General features: G+C 69.4%; 15 protein-coding genes. 4 read left to right on the top strand and 11 right to left on the bottom strand.

What is annotated here, in order from left to right; translation table 11 throughout:
* Window positions 1-142: 142 nt before the first annotated feature.
* The 7 genes from ACZ6SQ_RS17905 to ACZ6SQ_RS17875 form a co-directional block, all read right to left on the bottom strand.
* Window positions 143-1,771, bottom strand: a complete 1,629-nt coding sequence (locus ACZ6SQ_RS17905) for a polyamine aminopropyltransferase (RefSeq protein WP_469562713.1) — start codon at window positions 1,769-1,771, stop codon at window positions 143-145.
* 160 nt (window positions 1,772-1,931) lie between these two features.
* The gene (locus tag ACZ6SQ_RS17900; protein ID WP_469562711.1) at window positions 1,932-2,453 is read right to left on the bottom strand and encodes a DUF2617 family protein; all 522 of its coding nucleotides are present in this window, start codon (window positions 2,451-2,453) and stop codon (window positions 1,932-1,934) included.
* Window positions 2,454-3,306: 853 nt separating this feature from the next.
* The gene (locus ACZ6SQ_RS17895; RefSeq protein WP_469562709.1) at window positions 3,307-4,569 is read right to left on the bottom strand and encodes a tyrosine-type recombinase/integrase; all 1,263 of its coding nucleotides are present in this window, start codon (window positions 4,567-4,569) and stop codon (window positions 3,307-3,309) included.
* Window positions 4,570-5,009: 440 nt separating this feature from the next.
* The gene (locus ACZ6SQ_RS17890; RefSeq protein ID WP_469562707.1) at window positions 5,010-5,249 is read right to left on the bottom strand and encodes a helix-turn-helix transcriptional regulator; all 240 of its coding nucleotides are present in this window, start codon (window positions 5,247-5,249) and stop codon (window positions 5,010-5,012) included.
* Between the two features lie 250 nt (window positions 5,250-5,499).
* Window positions 5,500-7,164, bottom strand: coding sequence for an ATP-binding protein (locus ACZ6SQ_RS17885; RefSeq protein ID WP_469562705.1), 1,665 nt, complete (start codon window positions 7,162-7,164; stop codon window positions 5,500-5,502).
* Window positions 7,165-7,202: 38 nt separating this feature from the next.
* A complete protein-coding gene (locus tag ACZ6SQ_RS17880) occupies window positions 7,203-7,886 on the bottom strand; it encodes an HNH endonuclease (protein WP_469562704.1) in 684 nt (227 codons plus the stop codon).
* The gene (locus tag ACZ6SQ_RS17875) at window positions 7,886-8,431 is read right to left on the bottom strand and encodes a hypothetical protein (protein ID WP_469562702.1); all 546 of its coding nucleotides are present in this window, start codon (window positions 8,429-8,431) and stop codon (window positions 7,886-7,888) included. Before ACZ6SQ_RS17875 ends, ACZ6SQ_RS17880 begins: the two co-directional genes overlap by 1 nt.
* A 213-nt stretch (window positions 8,432-8,644) precedes the next feature.
* Between ACZ6SQ_RS17875 and ACZ6SQ_RS17870 the strand changes: the two genes are divergently transcribed.
* Together ACZ6SQ_RS17870 and ACZ6SQ_RS17865 are read left to right on the top strand one after the other, a co-directional pair.
* A complete protein-coding gene (locus ACZ6SQ_RS17870) occupies window positions 8,645-8,980 on the top strand; it encodes a GntR family transcriptional regulator (RefSeq protein ID WP_469562700.1) in 336 nt (111 codons plus the stop codon).
* 161 nt (window positions 8,981-9,141) lie between these two features.
* Window positions 9,142-10,389 carry an XRE family transcriptional regulator gene (locus ACZ6SQ_RS17865; protein ID WP_469562697.1) on the top strand — a complete coding sequence of 416 codons (1,248 nt, stop codon included), beginning with the start codon at window positions 9,142-9,144 and terminating at the stop codon, window positions 10,387-10,389.
* Between the two features lie 1,369 nt (window positions 10,390-11,758).
* On the opposite strand, the gene ACZ6SQ_RS17860 is transcribed toward ACZ6SQ_RS17865, so the two are convergent.
* Complete coding sequence (locus tag ACZ6SQ_RS17860) at window positions 11,759-11,986, bottom strand: hypothetical protein (protein ID WP_469562694.1); 228 nt, start codon at window positions 11,984-11,986, stop codon at window positions 11,759-11,761.
* A 53-nt stretch (window positions 11,987-12,039) separates the two neighbouring features.
* Window positions 12,040-13,413 carry a S8 family serine peptidase gene (locus ACZ6SQ_RS17855; protein WP_469562693.1) on the bottom strand — a complete coding sequence of 458 codons (1,374 nt, stop codon included), beginning with the start codon at window positions 13,411-13,413 and terminating at the stop codon, window positions 12,040-12,042.
* A gap of 577 nt (window positions 13,414-13,990) precedes the next feature.
* Here ACZ6SQ_RS17855 and ACZ6SQ_RS17850 point away from each other — a divergent pair.
* Window positions 13,991-15,187 (top strand): pyridoxal phosphate-dependent aminotransferase, encoded by a 1,197-nt coding sequence (locus ACZ6SQ_RS17850; protein ID WP_469562690.1) that lies wholly within the window; start codon window positions 13,991-13,993, stop codon window positions 15,185-15,187.
* Between the two features lie 314 nt (window positions 15,188-15,501).
* On the opposite strand, the gene ACZ6SQ_RS17845 is transcribed toward ACZ6SQ_RS17850, so the two are convergent.
* The gene (locus tag ACZ6SQ_RS17845) at window positions 15,502-16,032 is read right to left on the bottom strand and encodes a YbjN domain-containing protein (RefSeq protein WP_386386195.1); all 531 of its coding nucleotides are present in this window, start codon (window positions 16,030-16,032) and stop codon (window positions 15,502-15,504) included.
* Between the two features lie 182 nt (window positions 16,033-16,214).
* The gene (gene clpB / locus ACZ6SQ_RS17840) at window positions 16,215-18,812 is read right to left on the bottom strand and encodes an ATP-dependent chaperone ClpB (RefSeq protein WP_469562689.1); all 2,598 of its coding nucleotides are present in this window, start codon (window positions 18,810-18,812) and stop codon (window positions 16,215-16,217) included.
* 131 nt (window positions 18,813-18,943) lie between these two features.
* On the opposite strand from clpB, the gene ACZ6SQ_RS17835 reads away from it, so the two are divergent.
* Entirely contained in the window at window positions 18,944-19,384 is a 441-nt protein-coding gene (locus ACZ6SQ_RS17835) for a pyridoxamine 5'-phosphate oxidase family protein (protein ID WP_469562687.1), read from the top strand.
* Window positions 19,385-19,540 lie beyond the last annotated feature (156 nt).

Genomic DNA, 19,540 nt, shown 5'->3' with positions numbered 1-19,540 from the left:
AAAACACCCTCCCCGACGGGGCCGGGTCACTCGCTCGCGTCGCCCTGGCCGGGGACGGGCCCGCAGCCCGTGGGGGCCCTAGGCCCTGTCGTCAAACCCCCGCCTGCCCCGCCGGGCGACGACGGGAGTTTGACGACAGGACCTAGTACCTGGGGTGGACGAGGGTGGACACCGGCGCGTCCGTGATCCGGGTCCGTTCCGCCGCCCGCGCGCCCTCTGCCAGCGCGGCGGGGCCGGGCGCGCCCGGGGTGCCGTCGGAGCCGAGGGCAGGCGGGCCGCCCGCGGCGGCGAGGACGAAGCCCCAGTCGCGCGGGGCGCGCGAGGCGCGGGCGGTGCGGTCCGGGCCCGCGGCGAACCCGGCGGCGCGGCCGTCGACACGGTAGGGCGAGGTGGCGAGTCCCGCGGCGCGCAGCGTCGCGTCGACCGTCCAGAAGGCGTCCGGCCGGGTGGCGGCCGGGCCCGCGTGCACGACCAGCCGGCCGCCGTCCGCGAGGGCGCGGCGGGCCAGGCCGTAGAACTCCTGCGAGTACAGCTTGGTGCTGGCCGTGATGCCCGGGTCGGGCAGATCCGAGACGATCACGTCGTACGCCGACGAGGGCGCCCCGCGCAGCCAGCCGAAGGCGTCGGCGGTGCTGACGTGGACACGCGGGTCGTCGTACACACGGCCGTTGAGGGCGGCGAGAGCCGGGTCGCGGCGGGCCAGGCGGACGACGGCCGCGTCGAGTTCGACGATGTCGACGCGGACGACGCCGGGGCGGCGCAGCACCTCGCGGGCGGCGAGGCCGTCGCCGCCGCCGAGGATCAGCACGCGCGCGTGCGGGCCGTTCATCGCGGGGTGGACGAGGGCCTCGTGGTAGCGGCGTTCGTCGCTGCCGCTGACCCGCAGCCGGCCGTCGAGGAAGAGGCCGAGGGGCCGGCCGTGGGTGCCGCCGGTGAGGACGACCTCCTGCACCCCGGACTTGAGCGCGACCCGCACGTCCCGGCCGTACACCGCCTGCCGCGCGGCCCGTTCGAAGTCGTCGACGAGGACGGCCGCGGTGGCGAGGACGCCGAGCACGGTGACGTTGATGACGATCAGCAGCCAGCGGGAGCGGCGGGTGAGGTCGCCGCGGAAGAGGCCGAGGACGAGGGCGCCGCCGACGACCACGTTCACCGCGCCGGTCAGCATGGCGCTGGTCAGCTGGCCGAGGAAGGGCAGCAGCAGAAAGGGGAAGGCGAGGCCGCCGACGAGGGCGCCGACGTAGTCCGCGGCGAACAGGTCGGCGACGGCGCCACCCGCGTCCTGGCGGCGGATGCGCTGTATCAGCTCCATCAGCAGGGGGACTTCGGCGCCGATGAGCAGGCCGGTGGCGAGGGAGAAGGCGACGAGCAGGGTGCGCGGGCCGGCGGCCCAGAGCCCTCCCCAGTTCCCGGTCCAGGCGAACATCGCGTACAGCGCCATCGCGCTGCATCCGCCGACGAGCGCCAGTATCGCCTCGATCAGGCAGAAGCCGACGGCCGCGCGCGGCCGCAGCCGTTTGGCGGCGAGCGAGCCGACGCCCATCGCGAAGACCATCACGGACAGCACCACGGAGGCCTGGGTGACCGAGTCGCCGATCAGGTACGAGGCGAAGGCGACGAGTTCCAGTTCGTAGACCAGAGCGCAGGCCGCGCAGACGAACACGCACGCGAGGACCAGGAAGCGCCCGGTGCCCTGCCGGACGGGCAGCGGCGCGGGGTGGCGCCAGGAAGGCGGGGCGCCGGGCGGCGCCGGTGCGTGCGGATCGATCACGACTGCGACGTTACGTCACACATCCGGCACGCCTGGTCACCCACACGTGTGGAACTGGGAGTTGGGCGTACGAGGGACGTTTCGACACCGCGCGGGCACCCGGGCACGGCCGCGTGCGCCGCGGCGCACGACCGTGCGCCCGGCGCGCCGCCCGCTCGCGTCACGCGGCCGCGGCGGGTTCCCGTACGCCCACGCGGGTGCGGGTGGCCACCAACTGCCCGTCCTGCGGGTACGCGTGCCAGGTGCGCCACTGCACCTGGCCCTCGTGCCGCTGGGCCAGCAGGGCGGTGAAGGCGTGCGGGCTGCCCGGGAAGACGCCCGCGAGGCCGTTGGGATGGTCGGAGACCAGGGCCAGCAGTTCGGAGGCCCGGCCGGCGAAGGAGCCCGGGGAGAGCACCTCGACGCGGGCGGCGAACTCGTACTCCCAGTCGCCGACGCGTTTGGCGACGCCGAGCGGCAGGGGGGTGCTGCTGCCGGGGATGCACGCCACCGTTTCGGAACAGGTGACCTGGTCCTCCTCCAGCAGCACCTGGTGCGACGCTCCGAGGAGTCTCAACTGGAGCTTCGCACCGGTCAGTTCGAGGTCGAGGGTGGCCAGGGCGGGGAGCGGTTCGCGTCCGAGGGCCCAGGCGAGGTCGGCCGCGCGCGTGTCGGTGTAGGAGGTCTTCAGGGTCGTGAGCATGGATCGGCTCCGCTAGCACGCAGAAGAAAGGCGGTGTGTGGGTCCGGCGGCCCCGGTCGCACCGGGAGTTCGGCGTCACACCGGGAGTTCGGCCCCGTCAGCCCGGTCGGGGAGGGTCCTGGGGGACGTCCGGGGGCCGCTCAGGTGATTCAGAGGGAATCATGAACCGCAGCCCCGCCACAGCGTTTTTACCCAAGTTCGTGCGGTTTCCATCCCTCAGAGGGCCCCACAGCTCAACTGTTCAAGCAGGGCGTACGCCTGAACGGTTGCCGAGCGCGCCCGGACGGCCCGGAACGGCCCGGTTCAGGAACCTGAAAAGACAGCGCCCGCCGGGGTCGTTCCCCCGGCGGGCGCTCGGCGCGGATGCGTTCCCCCGTTCGAAGCTCAGCTGCCCCGTGTCAGCTGCCTCCGCCGCATCCGCCGCCGCCCCCGCCGCACGACGAGCCCCCGCCCCCGCACGACGACGAGCCGCTGCTGCACGACGAGGATCCGCCGCACGAGCTGCTGTCGGCCCCGCCGCCACCGGCCCACCACCCACTGCTGCCGCCCCCGCTGCGGCGACGGTTCGTGGTCGTGCGCCGGAAGTCGTTGCGGTGCCGGCTCTCGCTCACGGAGGCGACTATCCCCACCACCACGACGACCGCGACCACCGCCAGGATGATGCCGAGAATCATGGCGTCACCCTCCTTCCGATTCCCCCGAAGCGGCCCCCCGTGGGCGCCTCGTTCCTTGCGTGACTCGGGGATGCCCGCCCCGTGTACGCGCCAAAGCAGAGTTGAGGAACTTCAGAGGGTTCTCAGGGGGCAACGACCCCTGACCTGCGTAGAAGCGCAGCTCAGGGGCCGTCCGGCCCTCACTGGGCCGTCTGTGGGCCGTGATCTTCCGCAGAGCTGCGCTGGAACACGGTATCGATGGCGCGCCGGGCACGCTCGCGGCTGTCCGGCATCAGGTGGGCGTAGACCCGCAGCGTCAGCCCCGGATCGGCGTGCCCCATGTACTCGCTGACGGCCTTGATGTTCTCGCCGGCGTCCAGCAGCGCGGACGCGTAGAAGTGCCGCAGGGCGTGCATCCCGTGCTCGCGCGCCGAGTCGTACTTGCCGCCGTCGCCCGGCTCCGGGATCAGGCCCGCAGCGGCGAGAGCGGGCTTCCACTCCTTGCCGTTGAAGTTGCTCCGCCACACGATGCCCTCTTGTTCGGCCGTGAAGATCAGCCGGGCGGACACCTTCGGCCCCTCAGGCACGCTCCAGGGCAACGTGATCTCCACGGGCTTGCAGACGTCCGCGTGGGCCCGGAGCGCCTCCGCCACGGAGCCAGGCAGCGGAACGTCCCGCTTCTTGCCGCCCTTCGGGAGATCGAACACCGGATGCCCTTCCACGTGTTTGATCTGCCGGACGACATGGAGGGTCCGCCCGTCGGCGCTGAGGGCGTCCTCGGCCAGGCCGAACACCTCCCCTTGCCGCAGGCCGCACCCGGCACCCACGTCGACCATGGCCCGGTACCGCTCCAGCAGAGCCGCTCGAACCGCGAACACCTGGTCGGGCACCCACGGAACCACCGGATGAGCGTCCGCCTTGGGCCGCCGCACGGTTCGCGCGCTGCACGGGTTGCGGGACAGCAGCGAGTCGTCGACCGCAGCCGACAGAACCGACTGGACGTCCGCGAAGATGTTCCGGGTGTAGGCGGGGCCCACACCGCGCTTCGCTTCGAGCGCTGCCAGGAGCTCCCGGATGTGCTCGGGCCGGAACGTCCCGACCGGCCGGGTGCCCAGCACCGGGTAGACGTGCAGCCGCAGGCGTCGGCCGAGTTCCTTCCGGGTCATCGGGCTGGACGTCTTGGTGTCCAACCACTTCTCGGCGTACTGCTGGAACGTGATCCGTACGGACTTGGGGTCGGTGTACTGACCGCGCGTCATGTCGGTCTCGATCGCGCTCAGCCACTTCTCGGCGAGCCGCTTCTGTCCGTCGCGGAAGCTCTTGGACTTCTCGGTGCCGTCGGGGCCGACGTAGCGGGCCCGGTAGCGCAGGCCGGTTCCGTGGCGGTCGCTCTTGACGCGGGTGGTCTTGCCGTCGGCGGTGGTCTCGGTCTTGAACCAGCGGTCTTGGATGTGGCCAGCCATGCGCGGCTGACTCCTTCCCTTCAGCGGGGTGATGTGATGACTCAGGGAGGCAGAGACAGGTGGTGTCGGGTGCCTTCCAGAGGGGGTTTTCGGGGGTGCCGCAGGCGTGCCTCCCTGCCTCCCTGACGGGGTGTCTGTGCTGGTCAGGCAGAGGGAGGCAGGGCAGGGAGGCGGTTAGGGAGTTCTCCCTGCCTCCCTCGGCCGGCGGGCCGTTCCTCCCTGCCGCGCGCGGGCCGAGGGAGGGTTCGGTGGGGAGGCAGAGGCAGGGGGTTGGAGGGGCACGCAGAGGGGGTTCTCAGGCCGATTCCGGCGGCGCCTCCCCGCCTCCCCAAATGACTGTCTGCGCTGCTCAGCGCGGGGGGAGTCGGGCCGGGGAGGTGGTTGGGGAGTACTCCCCGCCTCCCCGGCCAGGCCGAGGCTGCCTCCCCGCGCCGACGGGGTCAGGCCGCGTCGTCGAGGGCAGTCTGTTCCGCCTCCCACGCTTGTACGGCTGCGGGGTTGAACCGGAGGTAGCGGCCGACGCGGAAGCCGGTCGGGCCGATGCGCTTGCGGCGCCACTGGTAGACGGTCTCGACGCTCGGGAGGCTGAACATGGTGACCAGGTCTTCGGGCGTGAGATAGCGGTCGGGGAGGCCGCCGCGCAGGGTGGCGCGCGGGTCGGTGTGCTCGGGGGTGGCCATGGCTTGGTGGCTCCTCGTGTCCGTTGGCGCGGTGCGTGGGAGTGGTGCCGGTAGCCGTTCTAGAGAGTTGGTGTATCTCAGCGTCCGCAGCGTCCGAGCGTCCGTGCGGTCCCGTTACCGCAGGCCAGGCGGGGTGAAGGTTGCGGACGCTGGTGTGGACGCTGCGGACGCTGGACGGCTGTAGCGTCCGCAGCTTCGACGTGTCCGGGCCGCTGATGTGCGGCCCGGCCCGGCGGGTCTTCCGGCTACGTCAGGGCTGTTCAGGCAGGGTTCTGCCGTCTCCGATGGGGGCCACGTCCGGCCAGAGAGAGCCTTGGTCGGGTGCGGACGCTGTCTCCTGCTCGTCGGATGCGCGGGACAGTTTGAGGAGTCGGTGTCGGTGCCGGTCGGCGCTACGGTGCGTGTCGTCCACGGTGATCCCGATGGACCGCAGCAGCGGGGCGAGCCGCTTGACGCGTCCGCTCGCGCGCGTGGCGTCCTTGGGCCAGTTCGGCGGCCGGACCAGCGGGGCGGGCAGCACTTCGAGCAACTGGGCCGCTGTGCCCTGCCACGTGCCCGCCTGTTCGACCAGGGCAGCAATCGCCATGGCGAACAGGTCGCCCTCCATGGCGTCCGTGGCCACGTTCGCCGAGGTGGCCAGGTAGTCGCCCAAGGTGTTCCAGCGCTGGGTCTGATCGACGGCGGCGAGCACTCGGGCGAAGTCCGCCATGCGCGGCATGGACTCCAGCCGCACGGACGGCAACACCGCGAGCACGCACGCCAGCACGTCGAACAGGGCCCCGAGCACCGCGGGCCGTACCGCCTCGAAGGTGGCGTCCAATTCCTCCTCCGAGCGGCGCTGGGTGGAGTCGATGAGCTGCAAGTCGAGCATGAGGACGCGTTCGGCCAGGTCGCCCGCGAGAGCTCCCGCGTCGATCGTGGTCATGGCCAGCACCCGCTTGAAGGTGAGCACCACGACGTCGTCGTCTGTGTACAGGGCCCGGTCGACCACACCGTCACCGGTCACGGCCTTGCACAGGGTGTCCGACAGCCACGGCGGGATCGTGGAGACGTTGTCCAGGCACAGCGCCCAAGAGCTGAACGCCTGCCGCGACCAAGCCTTTTCGTCCCGGGGCTGACTGCGCTTGGCGGCCGGGGACGGGTCGACGAGGTTGATGAACATCTGTGCGGCCTTGGACTTGCCCGTGCCCTGCTCGCCCTTGCAGACCACGGCCGGGTGCGGGATGTCGGGAATCCACGCGGCGACCAGCCAGGCCACGAGCTGATGGAACGCGGACTCATCCATGTTCAGCAACGCGTGCAACTTGGCCAGCCCGTCACCGTCCAGCACCGGTTCCGGCATCGGCGCCATGGCACCGGAGCGACGGAAGAGCACCGGGGCTCGGTCGACCACCTGCCAGCCGACACCGGAGACGACGACCGCGCGACCGTCGGCGCTGCCGAGATCGACCACGACCGCGCCGGACGGATCGCGGCCCACGCGCAGGTTCACGACCACCGGATCGGTGTCTTCGGCGATACCTTCCAAGACCGTCATCGCGTCCGCGAGCGCGGACTGTGAGGCGACCTCACCGGGGTAGGCGTCCGCGAACTGGCGCGCCAGACGCTGCCGTAGTCCTGCCTTGCCTCGCAGCGGGAGCGCGATGTTCGGGCCGTCCAGGGCCACCGCATAGGGGCGGCCATCGGTGGACATGACGAACCGGTACTCCTCCCGCGCCATGGCCACGATCCGCGCGGCGGCCGGCGGGGGCTTGCCGTCTCCGTCGGCGTGCGGGGCCCGTGCGGGAGTGTGGCCTGCCCGTGCGGGCCGTCCGTCCGCACGGGCAGGCGTGCGGTCGACCCGTGCGGGCTCGGTGTGCGGATCGGTGTTCAGGGAGCCGTCCGGCCTGTTCACGGGTCGGGCGGTGCCGTTCATGGGTCGGGTCGATCCGTTCACGGGAGTGTTCATGGTGTTCACGCGGGGACCGCCTCTCCGGTCGACCCTGCACACGGCCGCAGACGGCGAGGGGTGTACAGGCAGACGGGTCGGGCCGACGGCCGCCGCGGGGGGTGGCCGTGACGGGTCGATTCGTGCAGATCAGGGGTGGACTGGTCGTCGCAGGCGTCGGGCGACCACCAGGCCGTGAACACCGGCTGATGGGCGTGAGCGAGTCGGGCCAGCAGTCGCCACAGCTCGATCCTGGACAGGCCCGTAGCCGTACTGGTGTCCACCCGGACAGTCGAGGTGTCCACGTGGACAGCAGCCGGGTCGACGGGCGTCGGTTCTGCACCGACGCGGGGTGTGACGGGGTCCGTGACGCGGGAAGTCACACAGCTCAAAGACGTGATGCCGCTCTCCGAGTCGACCAGCGTCGGGCCGTCGTTGACGCCCGCCGACGCGACCACCGAGCACAGCAGGAGCGCGAGCGACAGCGGAAGCCGATCGGCCTTGGCCTGGTTGCAGTCGAAGCAGGCCAGCATGAGCGAGGTGACCGACCACGTGCGCCACAGCGAGAGCGGCGCCACGTGGTCGAGGGTGGCCTCACGCAGGTCGGAGAACGGGCTGCGGCAGTAGGCGCAGCGCTGCCCGTACCGACGGGCGAGCTGTTCCTTGCGCAGCCGCCGCCGGGCGGAGTTGAGGGGATGGTGCTCTCTCATCAGCGGGCCGCCTGGTGGGCACGGTGGAACGCGGCGATCTGGGCGCGGCGGTGAACCGGGCACAGAAGCTCGTACGACGCGTCCGGGTCGGCGCCCCACACGGCGATCCCCCCAGTGCCCTGGCAGGGGCATTCGCCGTCGACGGAAGCGGCACCATTGCGCGTTCGGGCAGCGTCGCTCATGCCGTCGAAGCAGCAGACGCTCCCGGCCCCGGCCTGGTCAGCCAGCAGCAGACGGCGAGCCTTGGGGAAGCGCTGCTCGTGACGGGCCTGTACTTGAGCCGTCATCAGCCGGTTCACGTTCAGCAGCCGCCACCCGTGGAAGTACTCCGCAGAGATGCGCAACTCCTCCAGCCCGAGCCGCTCAAGACCCTGCACGATCCAGTCACGAACCTGCTGACTGGTGTGATGGCGCCGGGCGTTCGGCATGTCCGACGCGTATAACGCCACTGCCCGCTCCGCGCCCGTCAGGTCACGAACGTCAAGGGGCGCTGTGGCCTCAACCGTGACCGGTTGGACGTGCTGTTCCGTGATGGTTCCAGGCATGATGGGTGTACCCCTTCGAGGGTCGAGGAGCGGCTATCTGCTTGGCGGTAGGGAGCCGCTCCTTGCTGTTTCCTGGCCTTGACCAGGTCTTTTGACGGAAGTCCTCTCGAAATCGAGCGACGTCGTCGCTAACTAGCTTGCACTAGTCTGCTGTGGTTCACAACCCCTGCGGGGTAGTGTGCACTAGTTCGCTGTGGTGGGTACGCTCAGGTCATGACTGTCACAGGAGGGCCCAAGCCCAAAGCCGTACAGGTCGCGGACGCGCTTCGTGTGGACATCAAGCGGATGAAGCCTGGTGACAAGCTCCCGTCACAACGAGAGCTGATCGAGCGATTCGGGTTCGCGAGCCAGACGATCCAGAACGGCTTGGCCGTGCTCCGCTCCGAGGGGCTCATCGTGTCGGCCGGCAACCTCGGCAACTTCGTCGGGGACGGGACCGTTCCGCAGAACGACGTGCGCGACGAGATCAATGAAATCCGCTCCCTGATTCAGGCGTTGGCTGAACGAGTGGAAGCACTCGAAGAGCGCTCCGCCGTCGGTGGTGCGTGATCTGCAACCAGCATGCGCGGAACGGAGCGTGTGCGGTAAGTGACATCCAGGGGGGCAGACGCCAAGACCTGGGGACATGTCCGCTGTCCCCTCGTTGTCCCCTTCCCTGTCCCCAGGGGCGACGCGCGAGACTCGGCGGGTAAGCACTCGGAGGAGGGCGTATGAGCGACGACAGGCCCGCGTGGGCGCAGCGCATCGCTGCTGAGCGGGCAGCTCGCGACTGGTCCCAGCGAGACGCGGTGAAGGCGCTTCGAGCTCACGCGAAGGAAGAGCTCCCGGCCGATGACAGCCTGATCCGACAGTGGAAGCGATGGGAGTCCGGACAGATCCCCAACGAGTTCTATCGGCCGCTGCTCGCGGCGGTCTTCGGCACTGTGACGCACGCGCTCTTTCCCGCGCCGGCGCGGCGAGACGGCGGTACGGAGATCTTGGCGGTGAGCGGTATGGAAACCCTGGAGATCGTGAGCCGTCTCAACCGGTCCGACGTCGACTCGGCCACTCTTGACGCGCTGCGGATCACCACCGATCGGCTCTGCTCGGAGTACCCGTTCATGCCGAGCGCGCAGCTCCTGATCGAGGGACGGCAGTGGCTGCGCCGCGTCGTGGAGCTGCACTCGAAGAGCCTCACGCTCTCGCAGCACCGCGAGGTGCTCGCGCTCTCTGGATGGCTCGCGCTCCTCGTGGGATGCGTGGAGTACGACATGGGCGACCGGCACGCCGCGGAGTCCACCCGCCGGGCCGCGCTCTCGCTCGCAACGGAGTCTGACCACGCGGAAGTCGCCGGTTGGGCACACGAGATGCGGGCTTGGTTCGCGCTCACCACGGGCGACTACCGCGGAGTTATTGCGGCAGCGCAGGCCGGTACGGAGGTTGCCGCCCATCAGGGCGTTGCCGTGCAACTCGCAGCGCAGGAAGCGAAGGCTTGGGCCCGGCTCGGTGACCGTCGACGGGTCGAGGTGGCGCTGGACCGCGGGCGCACCCTCCTCGAAGGGATGCCGCACCCGGAGAACCTTGACAACCACTTCGTGGTGGACCCGGCGAAGTTCGACTTCTACGCCATGGATTGCTACCGGCTTGTGGGAGAGGACAAGTTGGCCCGGACGCTCGCTGAGGAGGTTCTCAGGACGGGCACGGATTTCGACGGCACGGAGCGGGCGCCGATGCGCAATGCAGAAGCCCGCGTCACGCTGGGCGTCACGGCCGCGCGGGAGGGCGACATGGAACAGGCCCTCATCATGGGTGAGCGCGCCCTTGAAGGTGATCGCCAGTCGGTCCCGTCGCTCATCATGACGAGTCGCGAACTGGCGGCCGAGATGAGGAAGCACTACGCGTCTGAGCCTGCTGCGCAGGACTACCTCGCACGCCTGCGCGACCTGGGACAGACCACGCCGGGCTTCCTGCCTCAGTAACAAGGGCATTGAGGGTGCAGCCTACGGCCGCGCGACTCCTGGCAGCGAGCTGCGCTCGCGCGCGAGGGCGGCCCTTCCTGCTGGGCTCCGTCGCGCGCTTCGGCACTCTGCTCGAAGGTTGACGTGGACATCTGAGCAGGTGTGACAGGCCGGTGTGAAGTGGCGTCACAGCAGGTCTGCCTAGGGGTTTGGGTGTGACGCGGCCGTCACGTGTGACGGCGTGACGCGGCGCCCACATAAGCAAGAGGAGCACGCCCCCGCGTGTGCTCCTCTTGCTTACCTCAGCCTGAGCGTCCGACTGGTGGGACAAAGAAGCCACCCCGGCAGCAGGGGTGGTCTCTTCTCATTCGGTCATCTCAGCGTCCGCACCCGCCTCTCCCTAAGAGCGGTCCGTGACCTGCGGAAACCTGCTCTTAGTAAGAGGGCGTGGCTGGACGCTATGGACGCTGATGGACGCTATACATTTTGTTTAGCGTCCATCGGAACAGTGCAGGTCAGAGATGGCGAGCTGTACCCGGCGGACGCTGCGGACGCTATCTCCTCCCAACTCTTTAGATGGGGAGAGGAGGGCTCTTCAGGCGGAGGGGCGCGGTAGGCACGACGCCTGCCCCCGCCTGAAAAGCCGCCGGTGCCACGCCAGAGCGGCTCCCGGCCCGACGCTGCTTGCCCTCGGCTGCCGTCTGCACCCCGGAAGGCGCCAGGCAAGGCATTCCAGGGTTGCAGGGGGAGGTGTCACGACCAAGCGTCTGAAGGCATCAGCCGCGCTGTCAGGGAGCGTGACAGTCGCGCCTGCCTAGAGGTTTAGGTGTCACGTGAACATGACTGTCAGGAAGTGTCAGGGCACCGCACGCCTGGGAGTTCCCGCCGCCGGTCTCAGTGTCGCCGCGTCCCGCGTACAGCGCTCAGCCCCAGTGGCGGTCGGCGCGCGAGCGGAGCGAGCCCGAGCATGCGCGGCCGTAGGCCGCTCCTTCTTGCCCTTCCGCAGGCGACTGCCGCCGGGCTCCTTGTCGCTTGTCGCCTTCCCACATGTACCGCCCCGGGAGCCGGGGGCTAAAAGCGTTCTGACCTGCGAGCCGACAAGCGACAAGACAAGACAAGCGACAAGGCAGACGACAAGCCACGCGACAAGCACGCCATGACCACCGACAAGGCAAGAGGAGCACCACGCGCGAGCGACGTGCCCCCCTTGCTGTTCCCAGGGCCCCCACGGTTCACTCGAAGGGACCGCCCAGCCAGCCGGGGTGTCCCTTCAGTGTCCGAAGCGGTCAGCATCCGCAAGAAAGTGCAGGTCAGAGCGAGTGGGTAGCGACCAACGGACGCTGACCACTCCGACCGTCGAGAATGTAATTGATTATGGACGAAACGCGGATTATCCGGCCAGCGTCGAGCGCCACGCATCTAGGCGCGCGCTGACTACGCCTTCCACCGCGCTGGCCACTTCAACAGCAACTTCCGGGTCGATTCGGTCTGGGAACAGTGCTACTGCGTAGCCTGGAATCTGCGGAGTCTGCACTTCCTCCGCTCCAGCGGCCACCAGCGCTTCGGTAACCGTTGCCCACCGGTCGGAAGCGATCTTGACTACGACACGCACGCTCACAGGCGTCTCCCTCCGTCAGGCCACGGCATCCGAGTGACTTGGATGCCGCAAACCTAACATCCGGCCTGATGCAACGCCGCTGCCGCGTCGACTATTCCATGTCCGAAAGCGTGGTTTGGGGTCCGCGCAACCGCGCTGCTCTGGACGGGCCGCGCACTGCCACAAATGATCTCCCTTACATCCGCGGCAGACAGGCTTGGGCGGCCAGCGCGGAGGAGGGCCGCAACGCCGGCGACATGCGGCGCCGCCATGGAGGTGCCATCTAGCTCTGCGTAGGTATTCCCAAGGAACGTACTCCAGATCTTCGCGCCCGGAGCAGAGACATCAATGTGAGGCCCACTGTTCGAGAAGTCCGCCTGCTGATCGGTCATCGTCGTGGCCCCAACCGCAATGACTCCCGGGTACGCCGCAGGGAAGCATGGTTCTGCAATCCCATCGTTACCCATTGCGGCGACGATCACGACATCGTTTCTGACCGCATTCTCTATCGCTTCCTCCTCCCAAGGTGTGGGCTCGTAGCTTCCTAGGCTCAAGTTCAGGATTTCAGCACCATGCTCCACCGCCCACCAAATACCCGAGGCAACGTCCACGCTGGTGCCGAAGCCAGTGACTAGATCGTCGCTGAGCCGACGCATGCGAGCCATGACGCGGACGGGCAGGAGACTGCACTTCCACGTAACTCCCGCGATATGCATGGTGTTGAGGGTGGGATCGCAGGAGATGGTCCCGGCAACGTGCGTTCCGTGACCCACCTCGTCCTCGGGGTCGCCCCCTGGCTGCTCATAGACCCCCTCGAAGACCCACCCGGGTTCAACTGGCGGGTCGCTGCCCAGGGCTACAAGGTTTGCCCCACGCAGGAAAGTTAGATCCGCATGGTCTAGATCAACACCGGTGTCGATCACAGCCACGGTGACTTCGGCTGCTCCGACATTGCGCTGCCACACGGTTGGGCAGGAGATCCTGCTCAGCCCCCACTGATTCGTGTTGTGCGGGAAAGATACCGAAGCCGGGGAAGCGAAGGTCTCACGCCAGCGATTGGGCGCAGCGAGAGCCACTTCACCGAGGCGTCCCAGGCGATCAACTGCCTTTTCGAGAGGCTCTTTTGAAGAGAACCGGATCCTCAAATAGTCCGACGTCAGATCCGTGGGCCCCCGGGAGAACATGTGGAGCCCTGCCGCTCTTGTCGGCGGCAAGGGATGGAGAGAGCTGATCGATCTGGCCCCAAGGCGGGTAAGGACTTCATCGACCGCCGGAACACCGAGGGTCGGGCGGGTGTCAAATGTGCCGTGAAGAGGAGTTCGCTTTACTGCTGGAGTTTCGACAACGTCGGGATCCAGCCTGATGACTACCTCACCCTTCACTCGGTTGTCCGAGCCCGCCGCGTAAAGATTCGATCCTTCGTAAGGAGCACCGTTTGACTCGGTCATGGCCGTCTCCTCTATGGCAAGTCGCAGTTGCGTGGTCGCCATCAGCAACAGAGACACGCACACGTTGCCAAAACACTCCGTACCCGCACATACCTCTCGGCACAGGGTTCACAGAGCAACTTCAGCGAAACACTCTAAGAGGCTGTCCAGCGACAGCATTTGACAGAGTGTCACTAGAACTGAGCGACGACCATCTCACATCGCCATATAGAGCCAGTCTATTACCGTAACTGAGCTGTCGCATCCTGGTGAGCATGCGCTACAGGGCAGTTAGAAGTACTGCGCCATGCATTCACTCGATAACAGATAGCAATGAGATTGACCCCAGGGGTACTCCTGTCGCCCGACGACCCTGAAGGGTTAGGACGGACACCCTCCGAACTGCTGCAAGTTCGTTGACTGTTCATCTTCTAGGGCCTCGAGCCGGGCCGTCTGTGGGCCGTCCGAGGGTGGCCGACGGCGACAGACGACGACAGTCGACGACGGCTCCACTCCTGGTCAGAGATGCCCCGTTGAGCACTCCCCCAGGCCCGAATCAGCGAACGCTAGTTGAGGAACTCCAGAGGTTCGGCGCAGGATGGCCGCCATGACCTCCACCGCGCGCCCGCTCCTCAACCGTCGGCTCGCCGAGTTCGGGACGACGATCTTCGCCGAGATGTCGGCCCTCGCCCTGCGCACCGGATCGATCAACCTCGGCCAGGGCTTCCCGGACACGGACGGCCCCGAGGAGGTCAGGGAGGCCGCCGTACGGGCGCTGCGCGACGGGCGCGGCAACCAGTACCCGCCGGGCCCCGGCGTCCCCGAGCTGCGCACCGCGATCGCCGCGCACCAGCAGCGCCACTACGGCCTGTCCTACGACCCCGACACCGAGGTGCTGGTCACCGCCGGGGCCACCGAGGCGATCGCCGCGTCCCTGCTGGCGCTGCTCGAACCGGGGGACGAGGTCGTCGCCCTGGAGCCGTACTACGACTCCTACGCGGCCTGCATCGCGATGGCCGGCGGCACCCGTGTGCCGGTCACCCTGCGCCCGCACGGCGGTGCCTTCCGGCTGGACCTGGACGAGCTGCGCGCCGCGGTCACCGACCGCACCCGGCTGCTGCTGGTCAACACCCCGCACAACCCGACCGGCACGGTCCTCACCCGCGAGGAGCTGACCGCGATCGCCGAGCTGGCGGTGGAGCGGGACCTGCTGGTGGTCACGGACGAGGTGTACGAGCACCTGGTGTTCGACGACGCCGGGCATCTGCCGCTGGCGAGCCTGCCGGGGATGCGGGAGCGGACGGTGACCATCGGGTCGAGCGGGAAGACGTTCTCGTTCACCGGCTGGAAGGTGGGCTGGGTGACGGCCGCGCCCGCCCTGGTCACGGCCGTACGGTCGGCGAAGCAGTTCCTGACCTACGTGTCCGCCGGTCCCTTCCAGTACGCGGTGGCGGAGGCACTGGCGCTGCCCGACAGCTATTTCGCGGCCTTCCGCGAGGACATGCGGGCCAAGCGGGATCTGCTGGCGGCGGGGCTGGCGGACGCCGGGTTCGAGGTGTTCCGGACCGCGGGCACCTACTTCATCACCACCGACATCCGGCCCCTCGGCGAGAGCGACGGCTTCGCCTTCTGCCGCTCGCTGCCGGAGCGGGCGGGGGTGGTGGCCATCCCCAACGCGGTCTTCTACGACCACCGCGAGGCGGGCGCCCCCTTCGTACGGTTCGCCTTCTGCAAGAGGCGCGAGGTGCTGGCGGAGGCGGCGGCGCGGCTGAAGGGGCTGGCGGTACGGGGGTGAGGGCAGCCGCGACCTGCGCTGCCAGGGTGCCGGTGCCCGCGCCCGCGCCCACGCCCGGAAAAGTTACCCACAGGCTGTGGACGGGCGCCGGGCGGCCCGCAGCGACCGGCCCCGGTCACGGCACGGCGAGAGCCCGGCCCCGGCACGCCACCGTGGGGTGGTCCGTGCCCTGGCCGGGCTCTCGTACGGATACGCGCGTATCCGGTCCTGGTGGCGCACCCGCCACCGGGACCGCTGCGACCGCGCACGCCCCCGGGGGGCGGGCAGGCCGACGCGGCCGGGCCGCGCTCGGGGAAGCGGACCGGCTCCGGGGGCTACTCGCCCTCGCCGTCCTCCGGCTTCTCCGCGCCGTCGACGTCCTGCTCGAGGCCGAGCTGCTCGACCAGCCAGCGGTCGAACTCGATGGCCGCGCGCACCCAGCTCACCGTCGAGGACACGAAGTGCTCGAGGCTCACGCCCGTGCCGATCAGCATCTGCGCCTCGCCGATCAGACGGACCGCGCCGTCGTCGTGCGTGTGCGTGTAGACCTTCGGCCACAGGGTGCGCCGGTTCCAGTCGTCGATCGACTCCAGGAGCTGCGGCTTCTCCCCGATCTCGTGCGGGCGGTCGTAGAACGTCCGCACCGAGAAGACCTGCTGCTCCCCCTCGCCGCGGAACATGAAGTACGTACGGAACGTCTCCCACGGCGCCGCGAGGTCGCCCTCTTCGTCGATGACGTACTTCAGCTCCATCTGGTCCAGGAGCTGCTTCACAAGGTCCTGATCCGGGACGACGGGGCCCGCCGGTCCTTGGGACGGCTGGGGCTGGCCCCCGAAGTTCGGAATCGAGGACGGGTCGATGCTCACCGTGAATTTCCCTTCGTACGGATTCCGTCATCCTCCCCCATGCGGGGAGGGGCGTGGCAACCCCCGACTACCCCTGTCAGCCCTCGGCGGACACGATCCGGCCGATCGCAGCACAGCGCGGCCCGCCCCCGGGTGAGGGGGCTGGCCACGCGATGCCGGACGGTCACTCTCCGTTCACTTCCTCAGAGGGACTTCCCGCTCGCCGGGCCGACGATCAGCCCCTCGCCGAAGGTGTCGACGCGGACCGTGTCGCCGTCCTTGATCTCGCCCGCCAGGATCTCCCGGGCGAGGCGGTCGCCGATGGCGCTCTGCACGAGGCGGCGCAGCGGCCGGGCACCGTAGGCCGGGTCGTTGCCCTCGTCGGCCAGCCAGGCCAGGGCCTCGGGGGTGATCTCCAGCGTCAGCCTGCGCTCGGCCAGCCGACGGGCCAGCCGGTCGATCTGGAGCCGGGCGATCCGGCCCAGCTCGTCCTTCGACAGGGCGGAGAAGACCACCAGGTCGTCCAGGCGGTTGAGGAACTCCGGCTTGAAGGAGGCCCGCACCACCTCCAGGACCTGCTGCTTCTTCTCCTCCTCGGAGGTCATCGGCTCGACCAGGTACTGGCTGCCCAGGTTCGAGGTGAGGATCAGGATGGTGTTGCGGAAGTCGACCGTGCGGCCCTGGCCGTCGGTGAGGCGGCCGTCGTCGAGGACCTGGAGCAGGACGTCGAAGACCTCCGGGTGCGCCTTCTCCACCTCGTCCAGCAGGACCACGCTGTACGGGCGGCGCCGGACTGCCTCGGTGAGCTGACCGCCCTCCTCGTAGCCGACGTAGCCGGGGGGCGCGCCGACCAGACGGGCGACGGAGTGCTTCTCGCCGTACTCGGACATGTCGATGCGGACCATGGCCCGCTCGTCGTCGAACAGGAAGTCCGCGAGCGCCTTGGCCAGCTCGGTCTTGCCGACGCCGGTCGGGCCGAGGAAGAGGAAGGAGCCGGTGGGCCGGTCCGGGTCGGCGATCCCGGCCCGCGAGCGCCGTACGGCGTCGGAGACCGCGCGCACGGCCTCGGTCTGGCCGATCAGCCGGTGGCCCAGCTCCTCCTCCATGCGCAGCAGCTTCTGGGTCTCGCCCTCCAGCAGGCGGCCGGCCGGGATGCCGGTCCAGGAGGCGACGACGTCGGCGATGTCGTCGGAGCCGACCTCCTCCTTGACCATGGTGTCCTTCGCGGCCTCCTCCTCGGCCTCCGAGGCGGCCTCCAGATCGCGCTCCAGCGTCGGGATCTCGCCGTAGAGCAACTTGGAGGCGGTGTCGAAGTCGCCGTCGCGCTGGGCGCGTTCGGCCTGGCCGCGCAGGCCGTCGAGCTTCTCCTTCAGCTCGCCGACCCGGTTGAGGGACTGCTTCTCCTTCTCCCAGCGGGCGTTGAGCCCGCGCAGCTCCTCCTCCTTGTCGGCGAGGTCGCGGCGCAACTTCTCCAGCCGCTCGCGGGAGGCGGCGTCGGTCTCCTTGCCGAGGGCGAGCTCCTCCATCTTCAACCGGTCGACGGCGCGCTGGAGTTCGTCGATCTCGACCGGGGAGGAGTCGATCTCCATACGGAGCCGGGAGGCGGCCTCGTCGACCAGGTCGATGGCCTTGTCGGGCAGGAAGCGGGAGGTGATGTAGCGGTCGGAGAGCGTGGCGGCGGCGACCAGGGCCGCGTCGGCGATCTGGACCTTGTGGTGGGCCTCGTAGCGGCCCTTGAGCCCGCGCAGGATCGCGATGGTGTCCTCGACGCTCGGCTCGGCGACCAGCACCTGCTGGAAGCGCCGCTCCAGCGCCGGGTCCTTCTCGATGCGCTCGCGGTACTCGTCCAGCGTGGTCGCGCCGACCATGCGCAGCTCGCCGCGGGCCAGCATCGGCTTCAGCATGTTGCCCGCGTCCATGGCGGAGTCGCCGCCGGCGCCCGCGCCGACGACGGTGTGCAGCTCGTCGATGAAGGTGATGATCTGCCCGTCGCTCGCCTTGATCTCGGCGAGGACGGTCTTCAGGCGCTCCTCGAACTCGCCGCGGTACTTCGCGCCCGCGACCATGGCCCCGAGGTCCAGCGCGACCAGCCGCTTGTTCTTCAGCGACTCGGGCACGTCGCCCTTGACGATCCGCTGGGCGAGGCCCTCGACGACGGCGGTCTTGCCGACGCCGGGCTCGCCGATCAGGACGGGGTTGTTCTTGGTGCGCCGGGACAGCACCTGCACGACCCGGCGGATCTCCTGGTCCCGCCCGATGACCGGGTCGAGCTTGCCCTCGCGGGCGGCGGCGGTGAAGTCGGTGCCGAACTTCTCCAGCGCCTTGTAGGAGCCCTCGGGGTCGGCGCTGGTGACGCGCCGCCCGCCGCGGGTCTTGCGGAAGGCCTCCAGCAGCTTCTTCGCACCGGCGCCCTGAGCGGTGAGCACGTCGGCGGCGGCACCGCCCTTGGCGGCGACACCGATGAGCAGGTGCTCGGTGGACAGGTACTCGTCACCGAGGTCCTTGGCGCGGGACTGCGCGTCGGCGATGACGGCCAGCAGTTCCCGGTTGGGCTGCGGGGGCGCGACGGTGGACCCGGTCACGCGTGGCAGCGAGCCGAGCACCTTCTCGGCTCCGGCCCGCACGGCGGCCTGGTCGGCGTCGACGGCCGCGAGCAGGTCGGTGATGTTCTCGTTGTCCTGTCCCTGGAGCAGAGCCAGGAGCAGATGGGCAGGGGTGAGGTCCGGGTTCCCCTCGGTCACGGCGCGGTTGCTGGCCGCGTTGATCGCGTCCCGGCTCCGGTTGGTCAGCTCGGCGTCCACGTTCGCCTTCTCCTCCTTGCGTCAGCCGTCAGTGCCACGTCTCCCAGTGCTGACTCAGGTAACGTACACAAAGTTGAGTCTATTCCACTCAAGGGTGAGCGGGGGCGGTTCCCTGGGGTTAGGTTCCCGGCATGACGACGAAGAGCGCGCGCACACCCCGGGGGACGCACTCGCAGGACCTGGCCGTTCCTGACCCCGAGTACCTCGCCTTCTGGCGGGAACGCCATCTCTCCACCTTGACAACCCTGCGCCCGGACGGCACCCCGCACGTCGTACCGGTCGGGGTGACCTACGATCCCGGGGCGCGGCTCGCCCGCGTGATCACCGACGGCGCCAGCAGCAAGGCGAGGAACGTGCTGGCAGCGGGCCCGCAGGGCGCTCCGGTCGCGGTGTGCCAGGTGGACGGCCGGCGCTGGGCGACGCTGGAGGGAAGGGCGTTCGTGCACGACGACCCGGAGCGGGTGGCCGAGGCGGTACGGCGCTACGCCGAGCGCTACGAGCGGACGCCGTCCTCGAACCCCACTCGGGTCGTGATCGAGATCGAACTGACCCGGGCGCTCGGGAGGGGCTGATTCCAGCCACGGCGAGGCCCCGGCGCATGTCGCCGGAAGTCCGCGTAAATCCCGTAAAACTGCAGCGGGGGGGGGGGGGGGGGGGGGGGGGGGGGGGGGGGGGGGGGGGGGGGGGGGGGGGGGGGGGGGGGGGGGGGGGGGGGGGGGGGGGGGGGG

The sequence above is a fragment of the Streptomyces sp. NPDC048600 genome (assembly GCF_055587025.1).
This window is presented reverse-complemented; position numbering and strand designations above follow the sequence as displayed.

Coding starts and splice junctions, on each gene's coding strand:
- ACZ6SQ_RS17895 (WP_469562709.1), bottom strand. CDS start 4,569: ATGGCTGGCCACATCCAAGACCGCTGGTTCAAGACCGAGACCACCGCC.
- ACZ6SQ_RS17880 (WP_469562704.1), bottom strand. CDS start 7,886: ATGAGAGAGCACCATCCCCTCAACTCCGCCCGGCGGCGGCTGCGCAAG.
- ACZ6SQ_RS17855 (WP_469562693.1), bottom strand. CDS start 13,413: ATGACCGAGTCAAACGGTGCTCCTTACGAAGGATCGAATCTTTACGCG.
- ACZ6SQ_RS17865 (WP_469562697.1), top strand. CDS start 9,142: ATGAGCGACGACAGGCCCGCGTGGGCGCAGCGCATCGCTGCTGAGCGG.
- ACZ6SQ_RS17885 (WP_469562705.1), bottom strand. CDS start 7,164: ATGAACGGCACCGCCCGACCCGTGAACAGGCCGGACGGCTCCCTGAAC.
- ACZ6SQ_RS17875 (WP_469562702.1), bottom strand. CDS start 8,431: ATGCCTGGAACCATCACGGAACAGCACGTCCAACCGGTCACGGTTGAG.
- ACZ6SQ_RS17870 (WP_469562700.1), top strand. CDS start 8,645: ATGACTGTCACAGGAGGGCCCAAGCCCAAAGCCGTACAGGTCGCGGAC.
- ACZ6SQ_RS17835 (WP_469562687.1), top strand. CDS start 18,944: ATGACGACGAAGAGCGCGCGCACACCCCGGGGGACGCACTCGCAGGAC.
- ACZ6SQ_RS17850 (WP_469562690.1), top strand. CDS start 13,991: ATGGCCGCCATGACCTCCACCGCGCGCCCGCTCCTCAACCGTCGGCTC.
- ACZ6SQ_RS17900 (WP_469562711.1), bottom strand. CDS start 2,453: ATGCTCACGACCCTGAAGACCTCCTACACCGACACGCGCGCGGCCGAC.
- ACZ6SQ_RS17890 (WP_469562707.1), bottom strand. CDS start 5,249: ATGGCCACCCCCGAGCACACCGACCCGCGCGCCACCCTGCGCGGCGGC.